This is a genomic window from Bradyrhizobium arachidis, assembly GCF_015291705.1.
Classification (GTDB): domain Bacteria; phylum Pseudomonadota; class Alphaproteobacteria; order Rhizobiales; family Xanthobacteraceae; genus Bradyrhizobium; species Bradyrhizobium arachidis.
This window is the reverse complement of the sequence record NZ_CP030050.1, coordinates 1667758-1689497: the sequence shown is the minus strand read 5'-3', so window position 1 is coordinate 1689497 and position 21740 is coordinate 1667758. Positions and strand designations below refer to the sequence as shown.

Sequence of the window (21740 nt, the reverse complement as noted above, 5' to 3'; positions counted from 1 at the left end):
GTCAGGCTGATCCTCCCCTGGCGGACGACTGTTGAGCTATTTGCAGAGCGGCAATCCAGGCCTGGCCAAGGCTCAAACCGCCATCATTGGGCGGCACCCGCCGTGGCACGAGCGGGATAAGGCCGGCAGCGCTGCAACCGCGCGGGATTTCATCCGCCAGCGCCGCGTTCAGGAAGCAGCCACCGCTCAGAACGACCGTGTTAACGCCAGTTGTCAGCGCAGACCGCGCGACCCAGTCAACGCAGGCGGCGGCGAAAGTGCCATGAAACAGGCCGGCTCCGCCCACCGCGTCAATGTCATCTGCAATCAACCGCGCAAACAGCGGGCGAAGCGACAGCACGCCACCATCGATCGTCCAGCCGGCTTCGAGAATCGCAGTCCGCCGCACCAGCGCCTCGAGCTTCATCGCCGCTTCGCCCTCATAGCTCTGCAAACTCGCAATCCCCAGCAGCGCCGCTGCGGCGTCGAACAATCGGCCCGCACTGGTCGTGGTGGCCCCGCCCGGCTGTTCGAGCAACGCCGACATACATCCAGCCTGCCGTTGTGCCGCAAAGCGCAGCCCGATTTCGTTACCCCGACCGAGTCCGTGTAATACTGCGCTGGCCATCCGCCACGGCTCGCGGGCTGCACGATCTCCACCGGGCATTTGCAGGGGCGCTAAGTGCCCGATGCGTTGGCACCCCGCCCCTTCGCACAACAATAGCTCGCCACCCCAGTTACCGCCCTCGGAGCCAAGGCCATGGCCATCCAGCACCAGGGCAAGCGCAGGTCCCGCATGACCGTGCTCGGCGATCACTGCGGCAGCGTGTGCGTGGTGATGCTGGACAGCGACCAGCGCGCGGCCATTGGCTTCCGCAAACCGGGTAGAAGCCATATCAGGATGCAGATCATGGGCCATGGCGACAGGCTCTACATCGAGGCTCGATGTAAGGTGTCGGATCGTCTCCTCGAATGCGCGGATGCCTTCGGCCGTATCCAGATCGCCAATATGCTGGGAGACGAACGCTTGGTTGTCCCGCGTGATGGTGACGGTCGATTTCAGTGCGCCGCCGACGGCGAGCACGGACGGCACCGACTTCGCAAGCCTGATCGGTTCGGGAACATAGCCACGGGCACGACGAATGAATCGCGGCCGGCCAGCCACCACCGAGACCACGGAGTCATCAGCACGTGTCACTATATCTCGATCATGGGTCACGATAAGGTCGGAGATCCCCTTGAGCCGCTGCAGCGCCTGCGCGTTGTCGATCAGGAGCGGTTCGCCGCAAAGGTTGGCGCTGGTGGCGACGATGATCGGGCTGGTCCGCGCACATGTCCCTGCCGAGCGAAGCGCATGAAGGATGAGGTGATGCAGCGGCGCTACAGGCAGCATGACACCCACGCGCGATAAGCCAGGAGCTATGGCGGGCGCCAAATTGTTGCGCGAACACAGAAGGACGATGGGGCGTGCTACGGATTCGAGCAGCGCAAGCTCGGGCGCATTCGCCTCCGCGATGTCGCTGACCCGCTCTATGGAATCGACCATAACCGCGAAGGGCTTCTGAAGGCGCTGCTTTCTCCTGCGCAAACGCTGCACGGCACCCTGGTTACGCGCGTCGCAAAGAAGCTGGTATCCTCCGAGCCCCTTGATCGCCACGATTTGTCCGCCCGCGATTGCCGCGGCAATGGCGCTGATCCCATGGCTGAGCCGAGGCCCGCATGTCGGACACGCGATCGCCTCCGCATGGAACCTGCGGCTCGCCGGATCGGCATATTCGGCCGCGCAGGCAGCGCATAGCCTAAAAGCCCGCATCACGGTGTTGCGGCGGTCGTACGGAAGCCGTTCGGCGATGGTGTGCCGTGGGCCGCAATGGCAGCAACTGACGAAGGGGTAAAGGTAATGCCGACTTTCTGGATCGAACAGCTCGCTGAGGCATTGCTGGCAGGCAGCAGCATCAGCGACGATCTGAGTTGATAATTTGCCGGCTTCACTCGTGCCGATCGAAAATTCTTTCGCCTCGAGCGCCGCCGTCTCCCGAACGCAGATGTGGTCGATGCGTGCCAATGGAGGTGCCTCGAGCGGCAACGTTGCTACAAAGTCCGACGCACGGTTGCCCTCGACCTCGATCGTAACGCCCTCGGGGCCATTGATGACAAACCCAGCCAATCCGTAGCGCACGGCGAGTCTATAGACGTAAGGACGAAAGCCGACCCCTTGCACGGCCCCAGCCACGCGCACGCGCAGTCGCGTTCGGTCGCAGGTGGTTGCGGCGCTCATCGCCTTATGTCCTCTACGGCGCGCCTTTGATGCCATGCCCGTCTATCGATCCAGGCGTAGAGCGCACCAAGACCCTCGCCCGTACGAGCCGAAACTAAAAGCACCTCGATGTTTGGATTGACTCGTCTGGCGTATCCGATCGTCTTGCCGAAATCGAACTCAAGCAGCGGGGCCAGATCAATCTTGTTGATCACCATGAGCGAAGAAGCTGCAAACATATCAGGATATTTGAGCGGTTTGTCTTCACCTTCGGTAATGGATAGCAGCACGATCTTGCAGGCCTCGCCAAGATCGAAGGCTGCGGGACAAATCAGATTACCGACGTTCTCGATGAAGAGAATACCACCCGTGAGCAGTGGCAACTGGCGATAAGCCTCGCCAATCATCGCAGCGTCGAGATGGCAACCCTTGCCGGTGTTAACTTGAATGGATGGCACGCCGGCGGCCCGAATGCGTTCGGCGTCGTTCGAGGTGTGCTGGTCGCCCTCGATAACTCCAACCGGCCGGCTGCGCTTGAGCTCAGACGCCGCGCGGACGAGTAGCGTCGTTTTACCTGCACCGGGACTGGATAAAAGATTAAATACAAGCAGGTCATTGGCGAGAAAGAGTGCGCGGTTGTGCGCCGCAATCCCATTATTCTTGCTAAGAATATCGCGCTCGATCTGAATGACCCGCTCTCTGCTCATACCCGCCACCTTCAAGCCAGCCGGCCCGGCACCACTCAGAAGCGCCTGCCCACCATGAGCCTGGTGATGGGCGGAGCGAGGATTGCGACTATGACTATCACCAGCATGGTTCGAACGCTGCCGCCCTTGGTCGTCATGCGGACGGGCACAATGGCGATCGCAATCGCCCTGCATATGGGCATCGTATCCCTCATGGCGCTCCGCATCATGCGCCTTGGCGCGTTTGGTCGACGGCGTCCCTTCGGTGCAGCCGCAAACGGTACACATCAATCGATCTCCAGCTCTTTCACGCGCATCTGTTCGCCCGCGGTTACCTGCAACTGATAGCTGCCGCAGCAAGGACAGCATTCACCGCGTCGCGCAATCTCGACGCTCTTCGAACAGCTCATGCACCAGGCAACGCCTGGCAGTTCGACGATATTAAGGACTGCCCCCTCGGCGGCCGTCCTCGTTGCAACGACAGCAAAGCAGAACCTGAGCGCTTCAGGCGCGGCATGGGTCAGCGCTCCCATCTCTAGACAGACGCTCCGCACCCGCGAGAACGATCGCCGACGTACCTCCTCCTCGACGATTTGAATGATGCCGAGACAAATCGCCATTTCATGCATCGCCAACTTCGCGAAAATTGAGGGTGAACCCGACGCACGGATCGAGCGATGCGATCACCGCATCGACTGCATCCCGACGTCGTCCAGCCGTCAGCACAGCTCCCTGCAGGCTGCGGACAAGCGGTCCGCACGGGTGGAAGTTCCACTCCGTCGGCGCAAGGAATTCGAAGCGGGATATCCGGCCTTGAGGATCGAGCTCAACCGCGTGGTAGAGACGCCCCCTGGCGCATTCGACCGCGGCCGCCGCACGGCCGGGCCCTAACTTGTATCTTTCGATAATCCCGTGCTCTGCCGAGTCAATCTGAGCACCGGCCTTGAGCCAGGCACATAACCGGAGCGTTTCAGCAATTCTGGCCCTCAGCCGCTCGGCCGCACCGGAAGGGCTGGGCGAGAGTCGATCACGCGTCATTTGGCGCGCCCACGGACCCGTCTCGGGCACGTTTCCGTCAAGATCCGGACAATAGCAAAACCTCGCGCCATCCACGAGCAGCCGCGTAACGATGTTGAGGTCGTCAGCCACGGACAGGAACGAGTGCTCCGCCGGAATTCGCTTAAGGTCGATCTCATCAAGCGCTGCAATGCGAAGCGCCAATGGGCTACCGGACCTCACCGCGCCCCCCTCATTCGTCATGCCGAGCGCGTTCAGCGCAGCCACAATCCGCGCTGTTGCTTCGCATTGAGCGGAGTGCCGGGGCGACTGTGCGCTGCCGAGAAGCGCTGACATTGCCCGCATCAGGGAGCGAATTGCCGCCGCACTGGCGATGTCTTGCGTAAGATGTCCGACAAACAGGGCCCGTAGCAAATCCGCGATGCGCTCGATAACGATAAGCGTAATACGACTCTGTTTTGTCGTACGAGTGATCACTTCGTCCCGCGCCGTCTCGACCGCGGACAGCAGTGCAGTTTGCTGTGCAGCGGCACACAATGCGAACAGCCGCGGCAGCACCTTGAGCAGCGACGAGACTTGCTTGCCAGCGAACAGCCGTGCCAGCGGCGGCCTGACTCGCGGAAGGATCTCGATCGCGGCGACTATGTCGGCAGCTAGCGATACGGTGACATCGATTTTGTTGCCGGCAGCGAGGCTCATGCGCACCGCTCCACCAACATCCTGGGCGAGGTATGCCGGCGGTCGCCGCGCCCGCTCCGTCTATGGGATCCCTCCAGAAGGCGAACCTTCTCCAAGCTTTTCATGTGAAGTACGCCTCAATAATTTCCTGCATGCGCTCGGCAGAGTCCTGCAAATCCTCGTCGGCGGCCAACGCTAGCATCGGCACGCCGCCGACCTCCAACGTATCAAGGATGATATTGTCCGTAGAATTGAAGAACTGGACCGACCAGACGTTCCTGATCCCGGTCGCCTGCACTCGGCATGTGCTGTAGCCGCGGAAGATGAGTTGGACCGGACCATTCCCCAGGCTTTGCTGCAGGAATGCCAGGTCGATAACGCTCATCGGCAGCAAGGTGAGATTGATGATATGCGCGCGCATTCCAAAGCGCCAGACGCGGGCCCGCTCGCGTATTTCGGCGAGGACCGGTTGCACGTTCATCGCGCCGTCGGGCGCGGGGCCGATCGCAAGGTCGGCGGACGTCAGGTCAGTTGCGGCGCGCCGGACAATCTGCGGGATCGCTCCGACCTCAAGATATTCGCGCGCCGGCTCGCTTCCGATGCGCACGCGCCAAATTCCTGCAAGCACGGACTCACGGATTTGCGCCAAAGAGCCATCTGGCAGCGCAACCACCCCAGCGACCTCACCGGCTCCGAGCACTTCGCCTATCAGCTTGCGCTCGGGATCGCTGAGATTCGCGAGTCCGTACAGTTGTGTCCGAGCGCCGCTCTTCTGTCTGCCAACGGCAGCGGCGGCATTTGATAATAGCGCGGTGGCATTCGGATAGGTCCTTGCAAGCTCGTCGCCGTCGCGCCAAGCGCGCTTGGCGAGCGCACTCGCACTCGTTAACCCGCTGTAGAATACATCGAGACTTCCAGAGCCGGTGGCAAGGTCATTCGCCGCCCCGTAGGCGACGTCGGATACAACGCGGATCGCTGTTTTCATAATGCGATGTTCCGTTGGCTGCATCGTGAGGCAATGCACTTGCCGACACAAGCGCTGCCGGCGTGTGGCCGGACCCTCGGTACCGAAATGCGATCCATCGCGACGAAACGGACCGGTCTCCTACCGATCAGGCGGAGTGTATCGTGCCGTCGGGTGAGGATCGGCGTCGACGGGCCTCGCGGGTCGAGCCACTCAACCAGTTCGCCACTTACGGCGCGCGCAGGCACTGCCCCTTGCCTGCGCCGCCGAAACGTCTTGACCATCTCAGAAAGTAAGAATGCGACCTGGATGATGCGGAGCAAATATGTGGGATCAGCCGCCGGCAGCGGCATCACGGCCGCTTTCACGGGAGCATGCGCGACCAGGCGCGCATCGACGCTGACGCGCTCGGCGTCGGACGGAGCGGGCCGCGCCAGACCATGCTGCGCCGGCTGCAACTTCATCACACGCCTTTCTGATACTGTTCGGTTCTGCTAGGAGGGTAATAGCAAGGCGCGTGCCAATCAGAAGCGCCTGACATTTTCCATGCCGAGGTTACGTGCGACTGGAATTCGATTTGTGAGCAAGCGTGATCGGCGCAACTGGCGAGCGGAACTGCTAGCGTAGGTGCTCGGGCAATTGCGGCTCATGACCGATCAAGTCCGCAAAGAAGCGATCGCAGTCCTGGCCGTTGAGGGTGGCCTCAAGTCCTTCAAGTGCTTCCGAGATCAGCCTTGCTTCATTTTCATCCAAAAGCCGCACCGCGGTATCGATATGAACGAGCACCTTGGCGCCGGCCGAGGCGTCGGAGAGCAGCATGACCGAGACGCGCCGCTGTTCATTGCCATACTTGCAGAGCGCCACGATGCCGTCGGTCTCGACAATCGTCATTGGCAGGCCAAGGCACATGGTCAGTCGCGGGCCGCTAGATCGGCTGCGCCCCCATCTCATAGTTTGCACGGTCGATATTGTTTGCCAACAGCCGTTCTGATGCAGGCAGCGGCGCGGTCCGCGGCTTTGCCGGCGAGCCCCACTGCGCCAGGAGTTTGCAAGCCAGTTTAATCGCAGGCGCAATCTGGAGGCGTACCGGGGTGGTCAGCGGACCGCCCCAATGCTCCAGGTTCATCGGCTGACAGCCGATGAGAGCGAGCTCTCGCGGGCGACGGCCAAGCAGGTCGGCCGCACTCAAGACCTCCTGAAAGCCGGTCTGATGTAGGCTCACCTTCTTGACGGCGGTAAATTTTGGCACTTCGTCATCTCGCACCAGCTTCAACTGCCCGGGCAGCAATCCATAGTCGACGGCATCGAACACGATCAGGCGATCGGCCTGCTCCAGAAAACTGACGAGGTAGAGTCCCTGTGTGCCGCCATCGAGGACCGTTACGTTGTCATCGATCACGTAGTACCGGTGAAACTCCTCGACCGCCCGCACGCCGAATCCCTCATCGGCCCACAGGATATTGCCGATGCCGAGCACCAGGATCCTTTTCTTGTTTTCCGGTTGCATCCGCTTTCCAGTCAATCGCGAAACCCACACTCACCCGATATCACAGAAGCGATGCTGCGGCGCGACATTAGTCTTCCCGGATGGCCGCGTAGATGTGGACCAGCGCAAACGTCACGATCACCCACAGGCCGAGATGATGCCAGGTATGGACGTCCTGACTGTTCGGCCAAATTGAAAATACCCAGCCGAATAGCGTGTACTGCCAACTGTCAGTGCCGGCACCTTGCCCATAAAGTGCAAAGCCTGTGACGACCATGAACGTAATTGTCTGCGTAAACATGAAGAACATCGCGAGCTGAGCAAGACGGTTGTGCCCGACGCGCCTCCCGGGCTCAACTGTCAGGAACGCATACCGGCGAATCTCGTGGTACACTTCGCGCCAAAAGCACTTGCGCCAGAGCGGCACCCAAAAGATCTGCATGGCATACGCGTTTCCGACTAACGCCCAGTAGATCCGCAGAAGAAAGCCGATACTGAGCACATATCCCGCCGAGAGATGAGCAAAGCGGATATAGCCGAACAGGAAATTGCCGCTTGCCTCTCCCGACATTGCCGGTGTCCCGGTTCCAATGACATAGCCGCTTAAACTCAGCATCAGAATGGCCGCAGCATTAACGCAATGCCACAGTCGCACCGGCGCGTAAGCAATGGCAGCGCCGATGCTGCGTTCAGTGGGTTCCGCATCGACGGCGGCAATTAGCTTCCGAGCTCTGTCCAGCATGTCGTTAACGAACATTCACTGAGGCCATTTCCTGGCCGTCAGGACTCATCACGTGGGTCGAACAAGCCAAGCACGGATCAAAGGAATGGATCGTGCGCAAGATCTCCAGGGGCCGCTGCGGATCGACCATCGGGGTACCGATCAGGGCGGCTTCAAAAGCGCCAATATTGCCCTTGTGATCGCGAGGAGATCCGTTCCACGTCGTCGGCACGACACATTGATAATTGTCGATCTTGGCGCCCTTGATCTTGATCCAATGCCCAAGCGCGCCGCGTGGGGCCTCACTGAACCCGTAACCCTTAGCCTCCTTGTGCCAGCTTTCCGGCTTCCACTTGCTGACGTCGGCAGTTGCCGTATTGCCTGCCTTGATGTGGATTACCAACTTATCCTGGAAATAACGCATCTGATGCGCCGCCCACTGGCATTCGAGCGCCCGCGCCGCAGTACGGCCAAGCGTCGAGAACAGCGCAGTCAGGGGAAGATTGAGCCCCTTGAGTAGTCTCTCGGCCGGCTCCTTGAACTCGGCTTTGCCTTGCGCATAACCGATGATGTATCGCGCCAACGGCCCGACCTCCACGGCCTGGCCGCGCCAGCGCGGCGCTTTGATCCAGGAATACTTGCCGCCTTCGTCGAGTTCCTTGATATCTGTCTTGCTGCCTTTGAGTTTTGGCCCAAGTTCAAAAGACGGCTCGGTGATACCGTCCCAGGGATGCAGTCCACAACGATCGCTGGGGTATCTATACCATGAATGCGCGACGAATTCCTGGATCTGCTCGGGATCACCATGGTCGATCGGAAGGATCTCCTTGAGATTGCCACCAAGAATGACCCCGCGCGGCAGCTTGAAACAGGAAGAGTCATTTGCGTTTTCGGGGATATCGCCATAGGACATCACGCTCTTGCTCGAAAGTCCGCCGCCATGGAGCCAGTCCTTATAGAACGAGCAGATCGCGACAACGTCGGGCAGGTAGACCTGCTCGACAAACTCGATCGAACGGTCGATGATCGAGGAGACGATGTTCAGTCGCTCCATATTGATTGCACCCACCGCACCAGTTCCGTCGATGTTGATCGCGCAGGGCACGCCGCCGACCAGCCAGTTCGGATGCGGGTTCTTGCCACCATAGATGGCTTGGATCTTGACGATCTCCTTCTGGAAGTCCAGCGCTTCCAGATAATGCGCTACAGCCATCAAGTTCGCTTCCGGTGGCAGCTTGTAGGCCGGATGTCCCCAATAGCCATTCTTGAACGGACCGAGCTGCCCTGATCCGAAAAATTTGGTGAGCCGGATCTGCAAATCCCTAAAGTAGCCGGGGGACGATAGCGGCCAGGGCGAGATAGACTGCGCGAGCGCCGAGGTGGACTTGGGATCGGCCTTGAGCGCGGAGACCACGTCAACCCAATCCAACGCGTGCAGGTGATAGAAATGTACGAGGTGATCATGCACGAGCAGACACAGCTGCATGATGTTGCGGATCGAATTGGCATTCTCCGGAATCGCAATTCCTAGTGCATTTTCAACCGCGCGCACGGAGGTGAGCGCATGGGTGCCGGTGCAGACCCCGCAAATCCGCTCGGTGAACGCCCAGGCGTCGCGCGGATCGCGTCCGCGCAGGATGACTTCGATGCCACGCCACATCGTCCCGCTTGAGACCGCATTGCGGATCACATTGTCCGAATCGAGATTGGCTTCGACACGCAGGTGGCCTTCGATCCGCGTCAGTGGGTCGATGACGATTCGCCTGCCTGAACGATCGAGATTGAACCCATTCGGTGTCTGGACGGCCAACGTCGCTCCCTCCTCAACTCAGTTTACCTTTGGGGGCTGCGCGATCCGACTTGTGGGTCAACCGCTTCACTGCGGTGACCGCCGCATGGGCAGCGACCGTTAGCCCAACTACGCCAGCAGCAGCCATGCCGATCTGGTCGGCGTTCTCCTCGATGCCGAACTGCTTGATGGTTGTGAGACGGTCGTAAAAAGACCCATTATCCCAGAAGCCGTCTTCGGAACAGCCGAAGCAGCCGTGCCCGGATTGAATCGGAAATGAGACGCCGCCGTTCCACCGAATGGCCGAACAGGCATTGTAGGTGGTTGGCCCTTTGCAGCCCATCTTGTACAGGCAATAGCCCTTGCGCGCGTACTTATCGTCCCACTCTTCGACGAATTGGCCAGCGTCGAAATGGGAACGCCGATAGCACTTGTCGTGAATGCGCTCGGAATAGAACATACTTGGACGCCCTCGGCGATCGAGCTCCGGAAGCTTTCCGAACGTGGTGATGAAAGTCACGAGGCCACTCATGACCTCTGCGATAGGCGGGCACCCGGGCACCTTAATGATCGGCTTGTTGGTGATCACCTTATCGATCGACGCCGCGCCAGTCGGATTGGGCTTGGCCGCGTGCACGCATCCCCATGACGCACACGTGCCCCAAGCGATGATCGCCATGGCCTCTTCCGCCATGCACCTGAGCTTTTCAACGAACGGCTTGCCGCCGTCAATGCAGAACATGCCCCCCTCGTTCAGCGGTGGATTGCCTTCGACGGCGAGCACATACCTGCCTTTGTACTTGGCACGAGTTTCCTCCAGGATGGCTTCGGCCTGGTGTCCCGCCGCCGCCATGATCGTATCGTCATAGTCGAGCGAAATCATCGAGAGCAGCGCGTCCTTGATCAAGGGATGGGCCGAGCGGATAAAGCTTTCCGAGCAGCAGGTACATTCGAGCCCGTGCAGCCAGATGACGGGCACACGTGGTTTGGTCTCCAAGGCGTTGGCAAAACTGCTTGCGGCGAGCGGACTAAGTCCCAAGCTCGCGGCAGTCAAAGTGCAGAATTTGTGAAAACTACGACGCGTCATACCTTGGCGTCTGATCACGCTGTAGAACGTTTCCGTTGGACCACCCATAAAGCCTTCCGTGTGAGTGTCGTCGGCCGTAACGAATTACTGACGTTCAGCAAGAAACAAGCCAGCGAAGCGAAACACTTGACTGATACCAAGTCACCGCTTCAGCACTGCGGACTGTCGAAAGCAGCGAGCCACAGGCTGCGCCATTGATCTTTCATGCAAACGGTGTCCGGTTTTGGACGTTCATGTGAGCACTTCTACAGAGCAGCAATATAGTTCATCACTGCATGGCGACTACGTCATGCTCGCTTTGACACCTCCGGAGGTCGCTGAAGGCACAAAATCAGCCGTACCCGCTTGGCGGCTTCCACTTGAAGCAGAACGCAGCTTGGGTATCGGGGCCCGCATCAAACTGCTATAGTCGCGCGCATGATGGCTGAATTGACCGTTGCCCGGATCGGCTGCGGTACCCCATACATGCACGAGCGCCAGAGCCACTCGACCGGACCGAACCGATAGCGGCGCAGCCACCAAGCGCTGAACACCACCTGCGTGACATACACGAAAATGCCGATCGCCAGTGTCGCGGTCACGCCGAGGCGGCCAAATTGGCCTAGACCATAGCCGTAGAAGATCCAGCCGCAGATCACAGATTGCGCCAGATAATTGGTGAACGCCATGCGGCCAAGCGGCGCGGCCCAGCCGAGCATTCTCCGCCCGCCCGGGAGGTTCACAGCGGCGATGACTGCGGCGGCATAACCCAGGGACATTACGACAACGCCCAGCTCTTCCACCAGAAAGCGCGCGCGACCGAGCGACGGCCAATCGAAGAACTCTTGTCGTGCTGCCGAGAGACTCAATCCGCCGCCGAGAAGAATGGCGGAGGTTGCGATGACGAACAGCAGGCGCCGGTTCGCCGAAGCCCGACGCAAAACTCCGCTGCGCCACGCAAGGGCGCCGATGAGGAACAGCGCGACAGTGCGCGGAAACACCATGACGTGCAGCGGAAAAATAGCCGGCACCTCGCGGATCCGAAACGCGAGCACATCGAAAAATCCGCCCGTGCCGTACACACGCGTCGCCTCCGCGGCAAGAGCGGCCATCTCGGCCGCACCCGGCAGCGGCACGATCGGCGATAACAGCGGCATGGTCACGTAGAGCCCCAGGAGCAGCAAGGCTGCACCTGCCATAAGCCACCGCGGGCCGCCGAGGAAGAGCAGCACCACGAAGCCCGCCAGCGCGTATTCGACGAGAATGTCCCCGTTCCAGATTAAATAGAGATGCACCAGGCCAATAGCCAGCAACACCAGCAGCCTGCGCACGAGCAAGATCATGCGCCGTGCATTGCCGGCAAGCCGCTCGAATTGGATCGCAAGGCCAACCCCGAACAGCAGCGAGAGGAGCGAAAACGCCTTCAACTCGACCATAACCGTCAGCACAGCCGCCACCACCTGGTCGAGCGGCCCCGCCCGCTCCACGTTCGGTAAGAACAGCGCGAAGATCGAGATCCGAAATATGGTCACGATGTTCATCGCGAGCACCTCGAACAGGGCCACGCCCCGCAGCACGTCAATCGCGTCGAGCCGCTCCGACGGGCTCATAGGCTTTCTTGACGCGTCACTCGCCGGCGCAGGTTGCGAGCCTATGCTTCCGCCGGTCATTGCAGGATTCCCCCCATTTGCGATGGAGAGATTTAGAATGCCGCCTCGTACCGCGTCAAACTACCAGAATTGGGCAAAGTCTCACATTGCGCTCGATGTGAGTTCGGGGTTTTGTCGGATCTAGCCGATGTGGTCCGGATGGGACCGGCAAGGTCCGGTTGAGGTTCAAGGCTCCCCTCGACAGCCAGCATGCCCTTGGTCGGGTCATCTCTCGGACGAGGACATCGCCGCGCTCTGAGTTAAGGTCAGCCACGCGTCACAAGCTGACATGCGCGACCGAGAGAGGCGAGCAACTAAGGGGGCACTGCGCTCAATTATCTTCTTGGCAAGGCCACCTGATGTAGCGGATCGGTCAGGTCGAGCTGAACGAAGAGACAGGTAAAAAAAGCCGTAGCTTCAGGTGATTGCTTCTGTCAGCTTAGCTCCCAAGTTTCGGGCATAGGTCGTAAAATGAACCTCCAGGCCAGATGTTTTCGTTGGCCAACTTGGTAATTCCTCCGAAGTCATGCGCAAGAAGTATCTCGATCATGTGACTGCCGAAACCCCTCCTGGTCGTTGGGCCGCCGGTTTCCCGCCAAGAGAAGCAGAACTCCTCCCCCTCGAAAGCCCAACCGATAAGAACATAGCCTTCATCACAGGAAAGGACCCCATGCTTCACCAGCGTTCGTCGCGAACTCGTGGATCGCCATCGCAAGGGACAGAGCCTGCTTTGACTTCAGCTCCACTGCTGGACCCGACAACCTTAAGCGATCGGCGCTCGAACCGTACGGTGCGAGGAGCGGAGTGCACTGAATTGAGCCGATTCCAGCAGCCGCCGCGGCCATAACAAACTTGTTCATTGTAGCCTCGCAAGGATTGATGGATCTGGCTTGCAATACTGCTGCTCGGTCGTGATCGGATATGTCCGACCCGCTAACCTAAGACCGTTCGGTGCCTCTCCTGGCATAGTGTCGGTCGATGAGGGCTAAGGTGGAGATTGCCGCAAAGGCGAACATCACCATACCGCCGGCAACTACACTCGCCTCGCGCCAGCGCGATGCTTGGACGTAGTCTACGACGTAGGCTGACAAAACCTTGGTGCGCCCAGGAATGTTGCCGCCGATCATCATCACGACGCCGAATGTGCCGATCGTATGAGAAAAGCCAACCACGGCGGCTTTAACAACCTCCAATCGCGCCAGCGGCCCCCCTGATGGTAATGAAGGCATACAACGACGAAACGCGCCCCGTAGTTTCCAAGCGGCGATCTCCTATCCCAACAAAGGCGTTACGGATCGGCTGCACCACCAACGGCAACGCCGAGAGGACCGATCCGATCACAATTCCTGCGAAGGTAAAAGCGAGCGTGCGCTCGCCCCACAAAGTGGCGAGAACGCCACCCGGCCCGTTTGGGCCGAGCAACACGAGTAAGCAAAAGCCGAGAGCTGTCGGCGGTAGCACCAGCGGCAGGGCAATCATCGTCGTCACCGCCTCACTCAAAAGAGTCTTTGAGCGCGCTAGCCACCAAGCGAGGGGCACACCAATCACGAGGAGGATCACGGTCGTTACGGCGGCTAGCTCAATCGTGAGCGCAACAGATTGCGCAATCTCTGCCGAAAAGACATCCATGTGCGTCAGCCCAAAAGTGAAAGCAGGTCGTCTTACGGTTCCAGTGATCGCCTGCACGTCCGGCTCGCCCAGGCATGTGGCGCGGGTCGCCTTTTAGTCGCGCCGCGCTTCATGGCGGCCGCCACATTTACGCGCGTCGTTTCTACGAGCAAGAGCAGCGTCGCAGGTCTCATCGACAACTCCTGTAACAGGGCCGCCTCCATCCAGGTGACGGCGGCACCTCCTCGTTTGAAATCAGCAATTCCTGTGCCGCGTGCAAACGGCGCGGCGCGCTATGCGCGACATGGGAGAAATTCGCATAGACGTCGACGTCGCCGTGGCGCGGAACTAACGCTATGTCAGATTTCTGGCATCTCTGTTGCCGAGCAGACAGGCACGGTCAAGCAACGGAACGGCAGAATTTGATGCGGCCAGAGATGCCTAGGTAGTTTGTCGGTAGCTCAAACACCGTCCTCGTTGGGCCGATAATAAAACGGATCCAGGAGGCCTGCCCCTTGGCAGCAACGCGAACGATCTAGCTGAGTAATCATCGTAACGCTGCTTCTGCGACGCGGCAGAAGGCGCGGGCCGAGAGCGAAGGCGGAATCACGACCAACCTGCCTAATGCGCATCGTTAGCGCAGGCTGGAGACAAATGCCCCGTGCACGACGAGCTTTGCCGCTAGCGACAAGGCAGTGCATCGATTCAAGATATTGTCACGCAATCGAGCTCCTAAAAGGCTTCCATCTCGTGGATGAGTGCGATCCAAACTATCAATTTCACCGATCTCATCTACTGTTGCATCCATCAGCAGTTGGCGCATATCGATCACGCTCGGGCTTCTATCCCGAGACGGGACTCCGCTAATGCGCTCAGCCGATCAAGTTGCGCGTCTCGCTGCGACTTTTTGTTTCGACCTTGCGAACGCGGGCCGAGCACCCAAACCGATACCGCCCGGAGACAGACGGTTTGTCCGAGACTGCTTAATCGGGCGCACTTTTAGCAACTGGTGCATATCTTGCTTAACGAGAAGGGATAACGCAACTAAACGCCTGCCTTTGGAACGACGCGCCGGCTCTCGGAACCGTCTTCAATCGGACACGGCTAAAATGATGAGTCTCGTATGACGCTGTCGTCTCTCAATGACGCGGCGGCTCGCATTCGAGTATATTCGGGAAGGAAGCGTCATGACCACCATGGCAACTGCGGCGCCCGCACGCGCGTCGCAAGCTTGGTATAAGATTCTCTACGTGCAGGTGTTGATCGCGATCTTGATTGGCGCCATGGTCGGTTGCCTATGGCCCTCTGTCGCGACCAACGACTGGGTCAAGGCGCTCGGTGACGGATTTATCAAGCTCATCAAGATGGTGATCGCGCCGATTATTTTCTGCACCGTCACATCTGGTATTGCGCATATTCAGGATGCGAAGAAAGTCGGGCGCGTCGGCGTCAAGGCGCTGGTCTATTTCGAAATCGTCTCCAGTTTTGCCTTGGTATTGGGCCTGCTTATGGGCAATCTGGTCCAAATCGGTCATGGCCTTGCGGTCAAGCCGGACGCGGCGGCGGTCGCCAATTACGTCAAGCAGGCGGAAGCCTCGAAGACCGTCGATTTCTTTCTCAACATCATTCCGGATACCGTAGTCGGCGCCTTCGCCCGCGGCGATGTTCTGCAGGTTCTCCTGTTCGCGATCCTATTCGGCTTTGCACTGATGGCGCTAGGAACCCGCGGGGAGCGACTGCGAGGCATGATTGACGACGTCGCGCACGCGGTGTTCGGCGTGATCGCTATCATCATGAAAGCGGCTCCGATCGGCGCCTTCGCGGCCATGGCCTTCACTATCGGCAAGTTCGGGCCGGCAGCACTCGGCAATTTGATCGGTCTGATCGCGCTGTTTTACGCGACGGCGGCGTTGTTTGTCGTGGTGGTGCTCGGTTTGATCGCGCGCCTCGTCGGCTTTTCAATCTTCAAGTTCATTCTCTATATCAAGGACGAGATTTTGATCGTGCTCGGCACATCGTCCTCTGAAAGCGCGCTGCCGCAATTAATGGAGAAGCTCGAACGGCTGGGCTGCTCCAAGCCCGTGGTCGGCCTGGTGGTGCCAACTGGCTACTCCTTCAACCTCGACGGCACCAATATCTATATGACACTTGCGACATTGTTCATTGCCCAGGCACTCGGGGTCGATCTCACCTTTGGCCAGCAGCTCACGATCCTGCTCGTGGCAATGCTAACGTCGAAGGGAGCAAGCGGCGTCACCGGCGCGGGCTTCATCACGCTCGCTGCGACGTTGTCGGTGGTCAGCCCAGCGCTGGTGCCGGGCATGGCAATCGTATTTTCGATCGACAAGTTCATGAGCGAGGTGCGCGCCCTTACTAACATCACCGGCAATGGCGTCGCCGCCGTGTTCGTATCCTGGTGGGAGGACGAGCTCGAGCACACGACGCTGCAAGCTCGGCTCAACCAGCCCAACGTTTCCACCACTATCGACACACGATGAGATAGGTCCCGGATCCTGACCGCCGCCATTCAAAGACGGGTTGAATGCAAGCGCAGCGACATTTCTCGTAGTTTGAATCGAGACAGCCGACTTGACGAGCCGGAACTTTCACGGGCGATCGCCAGTGCGCAGCCCTTGCCCCACCTCGCCCGGGGCCAGCCGCCCTGAAAAGATTCCCGTCGAGCAAAAGAGTCGGGCTTTTTTACCAGTCATTTTCAAGCGCGTCTTTCACCGTAAGCTTCCAGCCATCTGAACGCTTCTGCGACATTTGCCGCGCCCGATATCAGGACTGCGACAGAACGGGTCGGCCTGACAAGCTAGTTCTTGCTCCGCGCACAATCGCATGTGTGCGGTCACTGCGCTTGCCTCGTCCGGCCAACGACGTGGGTAGCGATCCTGCGACGCGACTCACTCCCTTGTTAAGGTCCGCGCTGTCGCATTAGATCAGATGGTGTGTGATCAGCACGGATTAGATGGCACCTTGACAGAGCTGTCGCGGGTCGCAGACGGCTAGGCCGGTTCGGCGTCGCTGCGCGCGCGCTCGGTTCCGGCCAACGCCCCGGAGGCAAGTCCTCCGCACCGAGGCGTGAGGCCGCAGGACATACAAAGCAGTCGCGTAACTTCGCCTTCGTATCTCCGCACATGACCATTGCGTTTTCTTCCGCATGACCGATCGTACCGGCGAGATGAGTGGTTCGGCAGCTTGTCTTTGTTCTTTCCGGTTCGGCCAGGCGCCCCTGATTGTTCCGGCTCAACGTCTTGACTGAACTGCAGCCGCTGTCCTCCTGCGGCTGGTTATCCCGGCTGCAGCCTCGAGCGCCTGCCCGGAGTTATCGGCAACGGAGGAAAGCAGGCACCTGAGCATCGATTGCAGGCGTGTCACCGCGCCATATTGAAAGGTTTAGGACGACTATACGTACGTCTGTAATGCAATTTTTCTCTGCGCGTGCTCAGTTCACCACCAAGCAATCGAGCGGAACCGCTCACCAGCGGGTGCTGGTGCTGAGTATTGCCCTATTTTTGCCTAAAATGTTATAGCTCCCCCGCCGGAGAAAAGAGGCCGGACGGTATCAGAATGCGTAGCCCGATCAGCAGTTTAGAACGTTCAGCCCCTCAGCTTACGTTCGGCAGCATAGCGCTGGCCGTGGTAACTCTGGCTTGCTTGTACCTTCACGCCCATTTCGCCGCGACGGCGTTCGCCTATTTGTTAGTGGTCTTGCTGTTTTCGTTGATGGGAAGCTTCATTGCGTCGTCCGCGCTTTGCATCATAGCCATCGCTGCTCTCGCTTACTACTTTGCGCCGCCGGCGTTCAGCCTGCGTATCGATGACCCCCAAGATCTGCCGGTGGTTGTTGCATTCTTTATCGCCTCGATTGTGGGAGCGCACCTGATCGGAAAGCTCCGCCAGGAAAGAGAGGCTGCGCGTGTCGTTGCGGCCAAGCTTCAGCGGAGTGCGGCCGATTTGGAGGATCGCGAAAAGCGGTGGCGCGCCATCTTCGAGCACAATCCCACCATGTACTTCATGGTCGATGAAGCCGGCACTATCCTCAACGTCAATTCACTCGGCGCGACACAACTCGGCTATGCTCGTGCTGAACTGATCGCTCGATCAGTGCTGGACGTATTTCTCGAGGAGGATCGCGCTTTCGTTCGCGAATGCGTTCGGACGTGCCTTGAGGATGTCGGACAAACGCGCACTTGGGACGTCCGGAAAGTCAGGAAGGACGGCTCGGTGTTGTGGGTACGTGAAAACGCCAAAGCCATGCTTTGGGGCGATGAGCAGCCCATTGTCCTTATCGCCTGCGAAGATATCACGGAGCGAAGGCGGACCGAACTTGCCCTGCAGCGGAGCGAAGCACATTTAGCCCAGGCGCAGGAATTGAGTCACACAGGCAGCTTCAGCTGGAACCCCACTACGGGCGAGGCCTTCTGGTCAAAGGAAACATTTCGCATTTTCCAATTAGATCCTGACACAGTGCCGCCGGGGCCGCAGCTCGTCGTTGAGCGCACTCATCCAGATGATAGGGCTTCAGTTAAAGAACTTATCGATCGCGCGATGCGAGACCCGAGCGATTTCGAGCACGAATACCGGCTCCTGCTACCGGACGGCTCGGTAAAGCACATCCATGCGCAGGCGCGAGCGACGAGAACAGCCTCTGGTGACATCGAGTTTGTTGGGGCAGCTACGGATATCACGGCGGCGAGGCGAGCAGAACAGCAGCTGCGCCGCAGCGAGGCCTATCTGGCCGAGGCTCAGCATCTCAGTCACACGGGCAGCTGGTCCTGGGACGTCTACCGTCTAGATTTCATATATCGGTCCGCCGAGGTCGATCGTCTGTTCGGCTTTAGCCCACAAGAGCCGATATCGATCGAGACCATTCGATCGCGCATCCATCCGGACGACTTGCCGCGGCTACAGGAGGTGCAGCGCCAGGCGATTGAACACAAGGAGCGGCGGTTCGAATATGATTTTCGTATCCTTCTACCGGATGGCGGGATAAGACGCATACACTCCGTTGCGCACGTGGTGGTCGGCAGCGATGGCAACGTCAGCGAGCTGATCGGAACACATATGGATGTGACCGAGCAACACGCAGCTAGGGAACGCCTGGAAAACACACTTGTCGCGCTGCGCGAAAGTGAACAGCGCTTTCGCGACTACGCCGAAACAGCTTCCGACTGGCTCTGGGAGACCGGGCCGGATCATCAGGTCACTCACTTATCCGAGCACACCAGTGCTGCGGGAATTTTGGCGACAGGATTGATCGGCCTGCTTCGCTGGGACATTGCGTGCGACCTCGAAGAGGAACCCGAGAAGTGGCGGCAGCATCGGGCGACATTGGAGGCCCATCTTCCGTTTCGGGATCTCGTCTACCGCACCGTGAATCGGGCAGGTTCTCCGATCTACGTCCGCACGAGCGGCAAGCCTTTTTTCGATGGAAAGGGCAATTTTCTCGGCTACCGTGGCGTCAGCACTGACATCACCGCTACCATTCGCGCCGATCAAGCCGAACAAGAACTACGAAGGGCACAGTCGGAGCTTGCGCATGTGACGCGTGTAACGACATTAGGAGAGCTGACAACCTCCATCGCCCACGAAATAAACCAGCCACTCGCCGCTATTATCAGCAACGCCGATGCGTGCCTCGGTTGGATGGGCCGGGAAGCGCCTAATCTTTCCGCCGCCCGCTCTTCGGTGGAGTGGATCATCGAAGACGCAATCCGGGCAAGCGAGGTGATCCGTCGTATTCGCGCGCTCGCAAAGAAGGGCGAGATTGAGATGGCGCCGCTCGATATCAATGAGGTCGTTAAGGACGTCATTGCGCTGGTAACACGAGAGCTGGTGAGCCACCGAGTGACGTTACGAACCGAGTTGACGGCAGGGCTGCCTAGGATCCTCGGCGATCGGATTCAGCTACAACAGGTGATCATCAATCTCGTGATGAACGGAATCGAAGCCATGGATGCAGTTACAGAGAGGACACGCGAACTGCTGGTTCAATCATCGAAGGACGATGTGGGGCACGTCCACCTTGCCGTGACCGATTGTGGCGTCGGCATCGCCGAGAACGACGCGGACCGCGTCTTGGATCCCTTCTTCACCACCAAATCGACTGGCCTTGGAATGGGTCTTTCAATCTGCCGGTCGATTGTGGAAGCTCATGGAGGACGACTGTCGATGGTCCACAAAAATGGACCGGGTGCGACGTTCCAGTTCGCCTTACCGCTGTATAAGGAGGCCGTCTCGTGACTGCACGATTTGGCGCGCCAGATGAAGGCAGCAATGCCGAGGCCTCGACAAAGGCGACCGTCTTCGTCGTGGAGGATGACATCTCCATGCGTCGCTCGCTTACGAACCTTTTTCAATCGGTAGGGTTAGGCGTCATTGCATTCGGATCGGCGCGCGAAATGCTGCAGAGCCCAATCCCGGACATTATTAGCTGCCTAGTTCTTGATGTCCGGCTGCCAGGCTTGAGCGGCCTTGACTTCCAGACCGAGCTCGCGAGGTTGAACATACATATTCCGATCATTTTCATTACCGGCCATGGCGACATTCCAATGACTGTCAGGGCCATGAAGGAAGGAGCGGTCGATTTTCTCAGCAAACCGTTTCGCGATCAGGAACTGCTTGATGCCGTGGTTGCGGCGACCGAACGCGATCGCAAAAGGCGGGAGGCTCAGCAGACGGTCGCGAACCTGCAGTCTTTATTTGAGACCTTAAGCCCGCGCGAGCAGGCGGTGATGAAACTGGTCGCTGCCGGCCTGATGAACAAGCAGGTCGCCGCCGAGCTTGGGCTCGCCGAGATTACGGTCAAGATCTACCGGGGACACGCAATGAAAAAGATGCGTGCACGCTCGCTGGCCGACTTGATCAGAATGACTGAGACGCTGGGAGTTCGCACTAATCGTCCTGAACAAACGCAAGTATGATTTTACAAGTTCATCAGTCGAGCCCACTTTTCGCGCAAGGTGGCTAATGCTTGCAGCCGCTATTCCCGCTTCAGGAGGGCTCGTCTTGTCCACGCCTTTGATTTCCGTCGTTGACGACGACGCCTCAGTCCGTGCGGCGACAGAGAATCTTTTGAAATCGCGTGGCTACATCGCCCAAATATTTGCGTCGGCCGAGGAACTCCTGAGGTCCCCGCAATTGGGCGAGACATCCTGTGTCATTACCGATATGCAGATGTCGCCTATGAGCGGCCTGGAGCTGATGGCAGAGATGCGGACACGGGGTTACGACGCACCATTCATTTTCATTACCGCTTTCCCCAACGACCGCGTGCGCGCGTCAGCGCTGGGTGCCGGAGCGATTGGCTTCCTCGCCAAACCCTTTGCCGGACAAACGTTAATCGAGTGCCTCGACACCGCGCTGAACGGCCGAGGCGGCATCTGATGCAATCAACATGCGGCTTGAATTGCTGTGCGATCTAAACGCTCCACGCGTCGATCTCGCCACCGATCAACCTCTTCGGAGTCAAACACGCTAGTTGCTCTAAAAAGCGAACGAGAGGACGAATTGTTGTCCTGTCCACGCTTTACCAACTATCGCCGGGCGGCTAGTTTGGCGCAGAACAATCTTATCGCCGCGAGGACCGGAAGGGCACGTGAGCTCGGCTCATTCTGTAGGTCAACGTTCAACTTAACGCTCACGCAGTCGGCGACTTAAGCACTTCTTAACGCGTCTGGATCGAGGCTATATACTTCACCGCAGAGTGGAGCTGGCGCAAGAGCGCTCGGTAAAGCAAGAGATTGGCTGTTCGCAGCCCGACTGCAGTGACGATGATAACGGTGCTTCGCCAGGACAACCGCCTCGCGTGTTGTGTTGAGCCTTTTCTGGTGAA

General features: G+C 59.1%; 15 protein-coding genes and 2 pseudogenes. 4 read left to right on the top strand and 13 right to left on the bottom strand.

The genetic code is table 11. From position 1 onward, the window contains the following. Nucleotide 1: 1 nt before the first annotated feature. From hypF to WN72_RS08155, 13 genes and pseudogenes are all read right to left on the bottom strand, one after another. Complete coding sequence (gene hypF, locus WN72_RS08215; protein ID WP_092216238.1) at nucleotides 2-2257, bottom strand: carbamoyltransferase HypF; 2256 nt, start codon at nucleotides 2255-2257, stop codon at nucleotides 2-4. Beyond that, nucleotides 2254-3210 carry a hydrogenase nickel incorporation protein HypB gene (hypB, locus tag WN72_RS08210; RefSeq protein ID WP_092216237.1) on the bottom strand — a complete coding sequence of 319 codons (957 nt, stop codon included), beginning with the start codon at nucleotides 3208-3210 and terminating at the stop codon, nucleotides 2254-2256. Before hypB ends, hypF begins: the two co-directional genes overlap by 4 nt. Continuing rightward, nucleotides 3210-3551, bottom strand: coding sequence for a hydrogenase maturation nickel metallochaperone HypA (gene hypA, locus WN72_RS08205; RefSeq protein ID WP_092216236.1), 342 nt, complete (start codon nucleotides 3549-3551; stop codon nucleotides 3210-3212). The genes hypB and hypA overlap by 1 nt, the downstream gene beginning before the upstream one ends. Next, nucleotides 3544-4638 carry a hypothetical protein gene (locus WN72_RS08200; RefSeq protein ID WP_092216235.1) on the bottom strand — a complete coding sequence of 365 codons (1095 nt, stop codon included), beginning with the start codon at nucleotides 4636-4638 and terminating at the stop codon, nucleotides 3544-3546. The genes hypA and WN72_RS08200 overlap by 8 nt, the downstream gene beginning before the upstream one ends. A gap of 100 nt (nucleotides 4639-4738) precedes the next feature. After that, on the bottom strand, nucleotides 4739-5602 hold the full coding sequence (locus WN72_RS08195; protein ID WP_092216234.1) for a hydrogenase expression/formation protein: 864 nt from the start codon (nucleotides 5600-5602) through the stop codon (nucleotides 4739-4741). Nucleotides 5603-6199: 597 nt separating this feature from the next. Continuing rightward, nucleotides 6200-6490 carry a HypC/HybG/HupF family hydrogenase formation chaperone gene (locus tag WN72_RS08190; protein WP_027557843.1) on the bottom strand — a complete coding sequence of 97 codons (291 nt, stop codon included), beginning with the start codon at nucleotides 6488-6490 and terminating at the stop codon, nucleotides 6200-6202. A gap of 16 nt (nucleotides 6491-6506) precedes the next feature. After that, a complete protein-coding gene (locus WN72_RS08185; protein ID WP_092216232.1) occupies nucleotides 6507-7088 on the bottom strand; it encodes a HyaD/HybD family hydrogenase maturation endopeptidase in 582 nt (193 codons plus the stop codon). A gap of 11 nt (nucleotides 7089-7099) precedes the next feature. Continuing rightward, a pseudogene (gene cybH, locus WN72_RS08180) lies at nucleotides 7100-7809 on the bottom strand (Ni/Fe-hydrogenase, b-type cytochrome subunit). A 4-nt stretch (nucleotides 7810-7813) separates the two neighbouring features. Further along, nucleotides 7814-9598 carry a nickel-dependent hydrogenase large subunit gene (locus WN72_RS08175; RefSeq protein ID WP_092216231.1) on the bottom strand — a complete coding sequence of 595 codons (1785 nt, stop codon included), beginning with the start codon at nucleotides 9596-9598 and terminating at the stop codon, nucleotides 7814-7816. Between the two features lie 13 nt (nucleotides 9599-9611). Further along, complete coding sequence (locus WN72_RS08170) at nucleotides 9612-10712, bottom strand: hydrogenase small subunit (protein WP_092216230.1); 1101 nt, start codon at nucleotides 10710-10712, stop codon at nucleotides 9612-9614. Between the two features lie 347 nt (nucleotides 10713-11059). Next, the gene (locus tag WN72_RS08165) at nucleotides 11060-12253 is read right to left on the bottom strand and encodes a DUF418 domain-containing protein (protein WP_244553745.1); all 1194 of its coding nucleotides are present in this window, start codon (nucleotides 12251-12253) and stop codon (nucleotides 11060-11062) included. A gap of 977 nt (nucleotides 12254-13230) precedes the next feature. Beyond that, a pseudogene (locus WN72_RS08160) lies at nucleotides 13231-13921 on the bottom strand (molybdate ABC transporter permease subunit). A gap of 613 nt (nucleotides 13922-14534) precedes the next feature. Beyond that, entirely contained in the window at nucleotides 14535-14732 is a 198-nt protein-coding gene (locus WN72_RS08155) for a hypothetical protein (protein WP_143130600.1), read from the bottom strand. Nucleotides 14733-15087: 355 nt separating this feature from the next. Between WN72_RS08155 and dctA the strand changes: the two genes are divergently transcribed. The 4 genes from dctA to WN72_RS08135 all read left to right on the top strand — a co-directional run bounded on the left by dctA (nucleotide 15088) and on the right by WN72_RS08135 (nucleotide 21292). Continuing rightward, complete coding sequence (gene dctA, locus WN72_RS08150; protein WP_092216227.1) at nucleotides 15088-16398, top strand: C4-dicarboxylate transporter DctA; 1311 nt, start codon at nucleotides 15088-15090, stop codon at nucleotides 16396-16398. Nucleotides 16399-17473: 1075 nt separating this feature from the next. Next, nucleotides 17474-20149, top strand: coding sequence for a PAS domain S-box protein (locus WN72_RS08145; RefSeq protein WP_194482994.1), 2676 nt, complete (start codon nucleotides 17474-17476; stop codon nucleotides 20147-20149). Next, a complete protein-coding gene (locus tag WN72_RS08140) occupies nucleotides 20146-20829 on the top strand; it encodes a response regulator transcription factor (protein WP_194482993.1) in 684 nt (227 codons plus the stop codon). The genes WN72_RS08145 and WN72_RS08140 overlap by 4 nt, the downstream gene beginning before the upstream one ends. Before the next feature lie 85 nt (nucleotides 20830-20914). Further along, the gene (locus WN72_RS08135) at nucleotides 20915-21292 is read left to right on the top strand and encodes a response regulator transcription factor (RefSeq protein ID WP_027565169.1); all 378 of its coding nucleotides are present in this window, start codon (nucleotides 20915-20917) and stop codon (nucleotides 21290-21292) included. The last annotated feature ends 448 nt before the right edge of the window (nucleotides 21293-21740 follow it).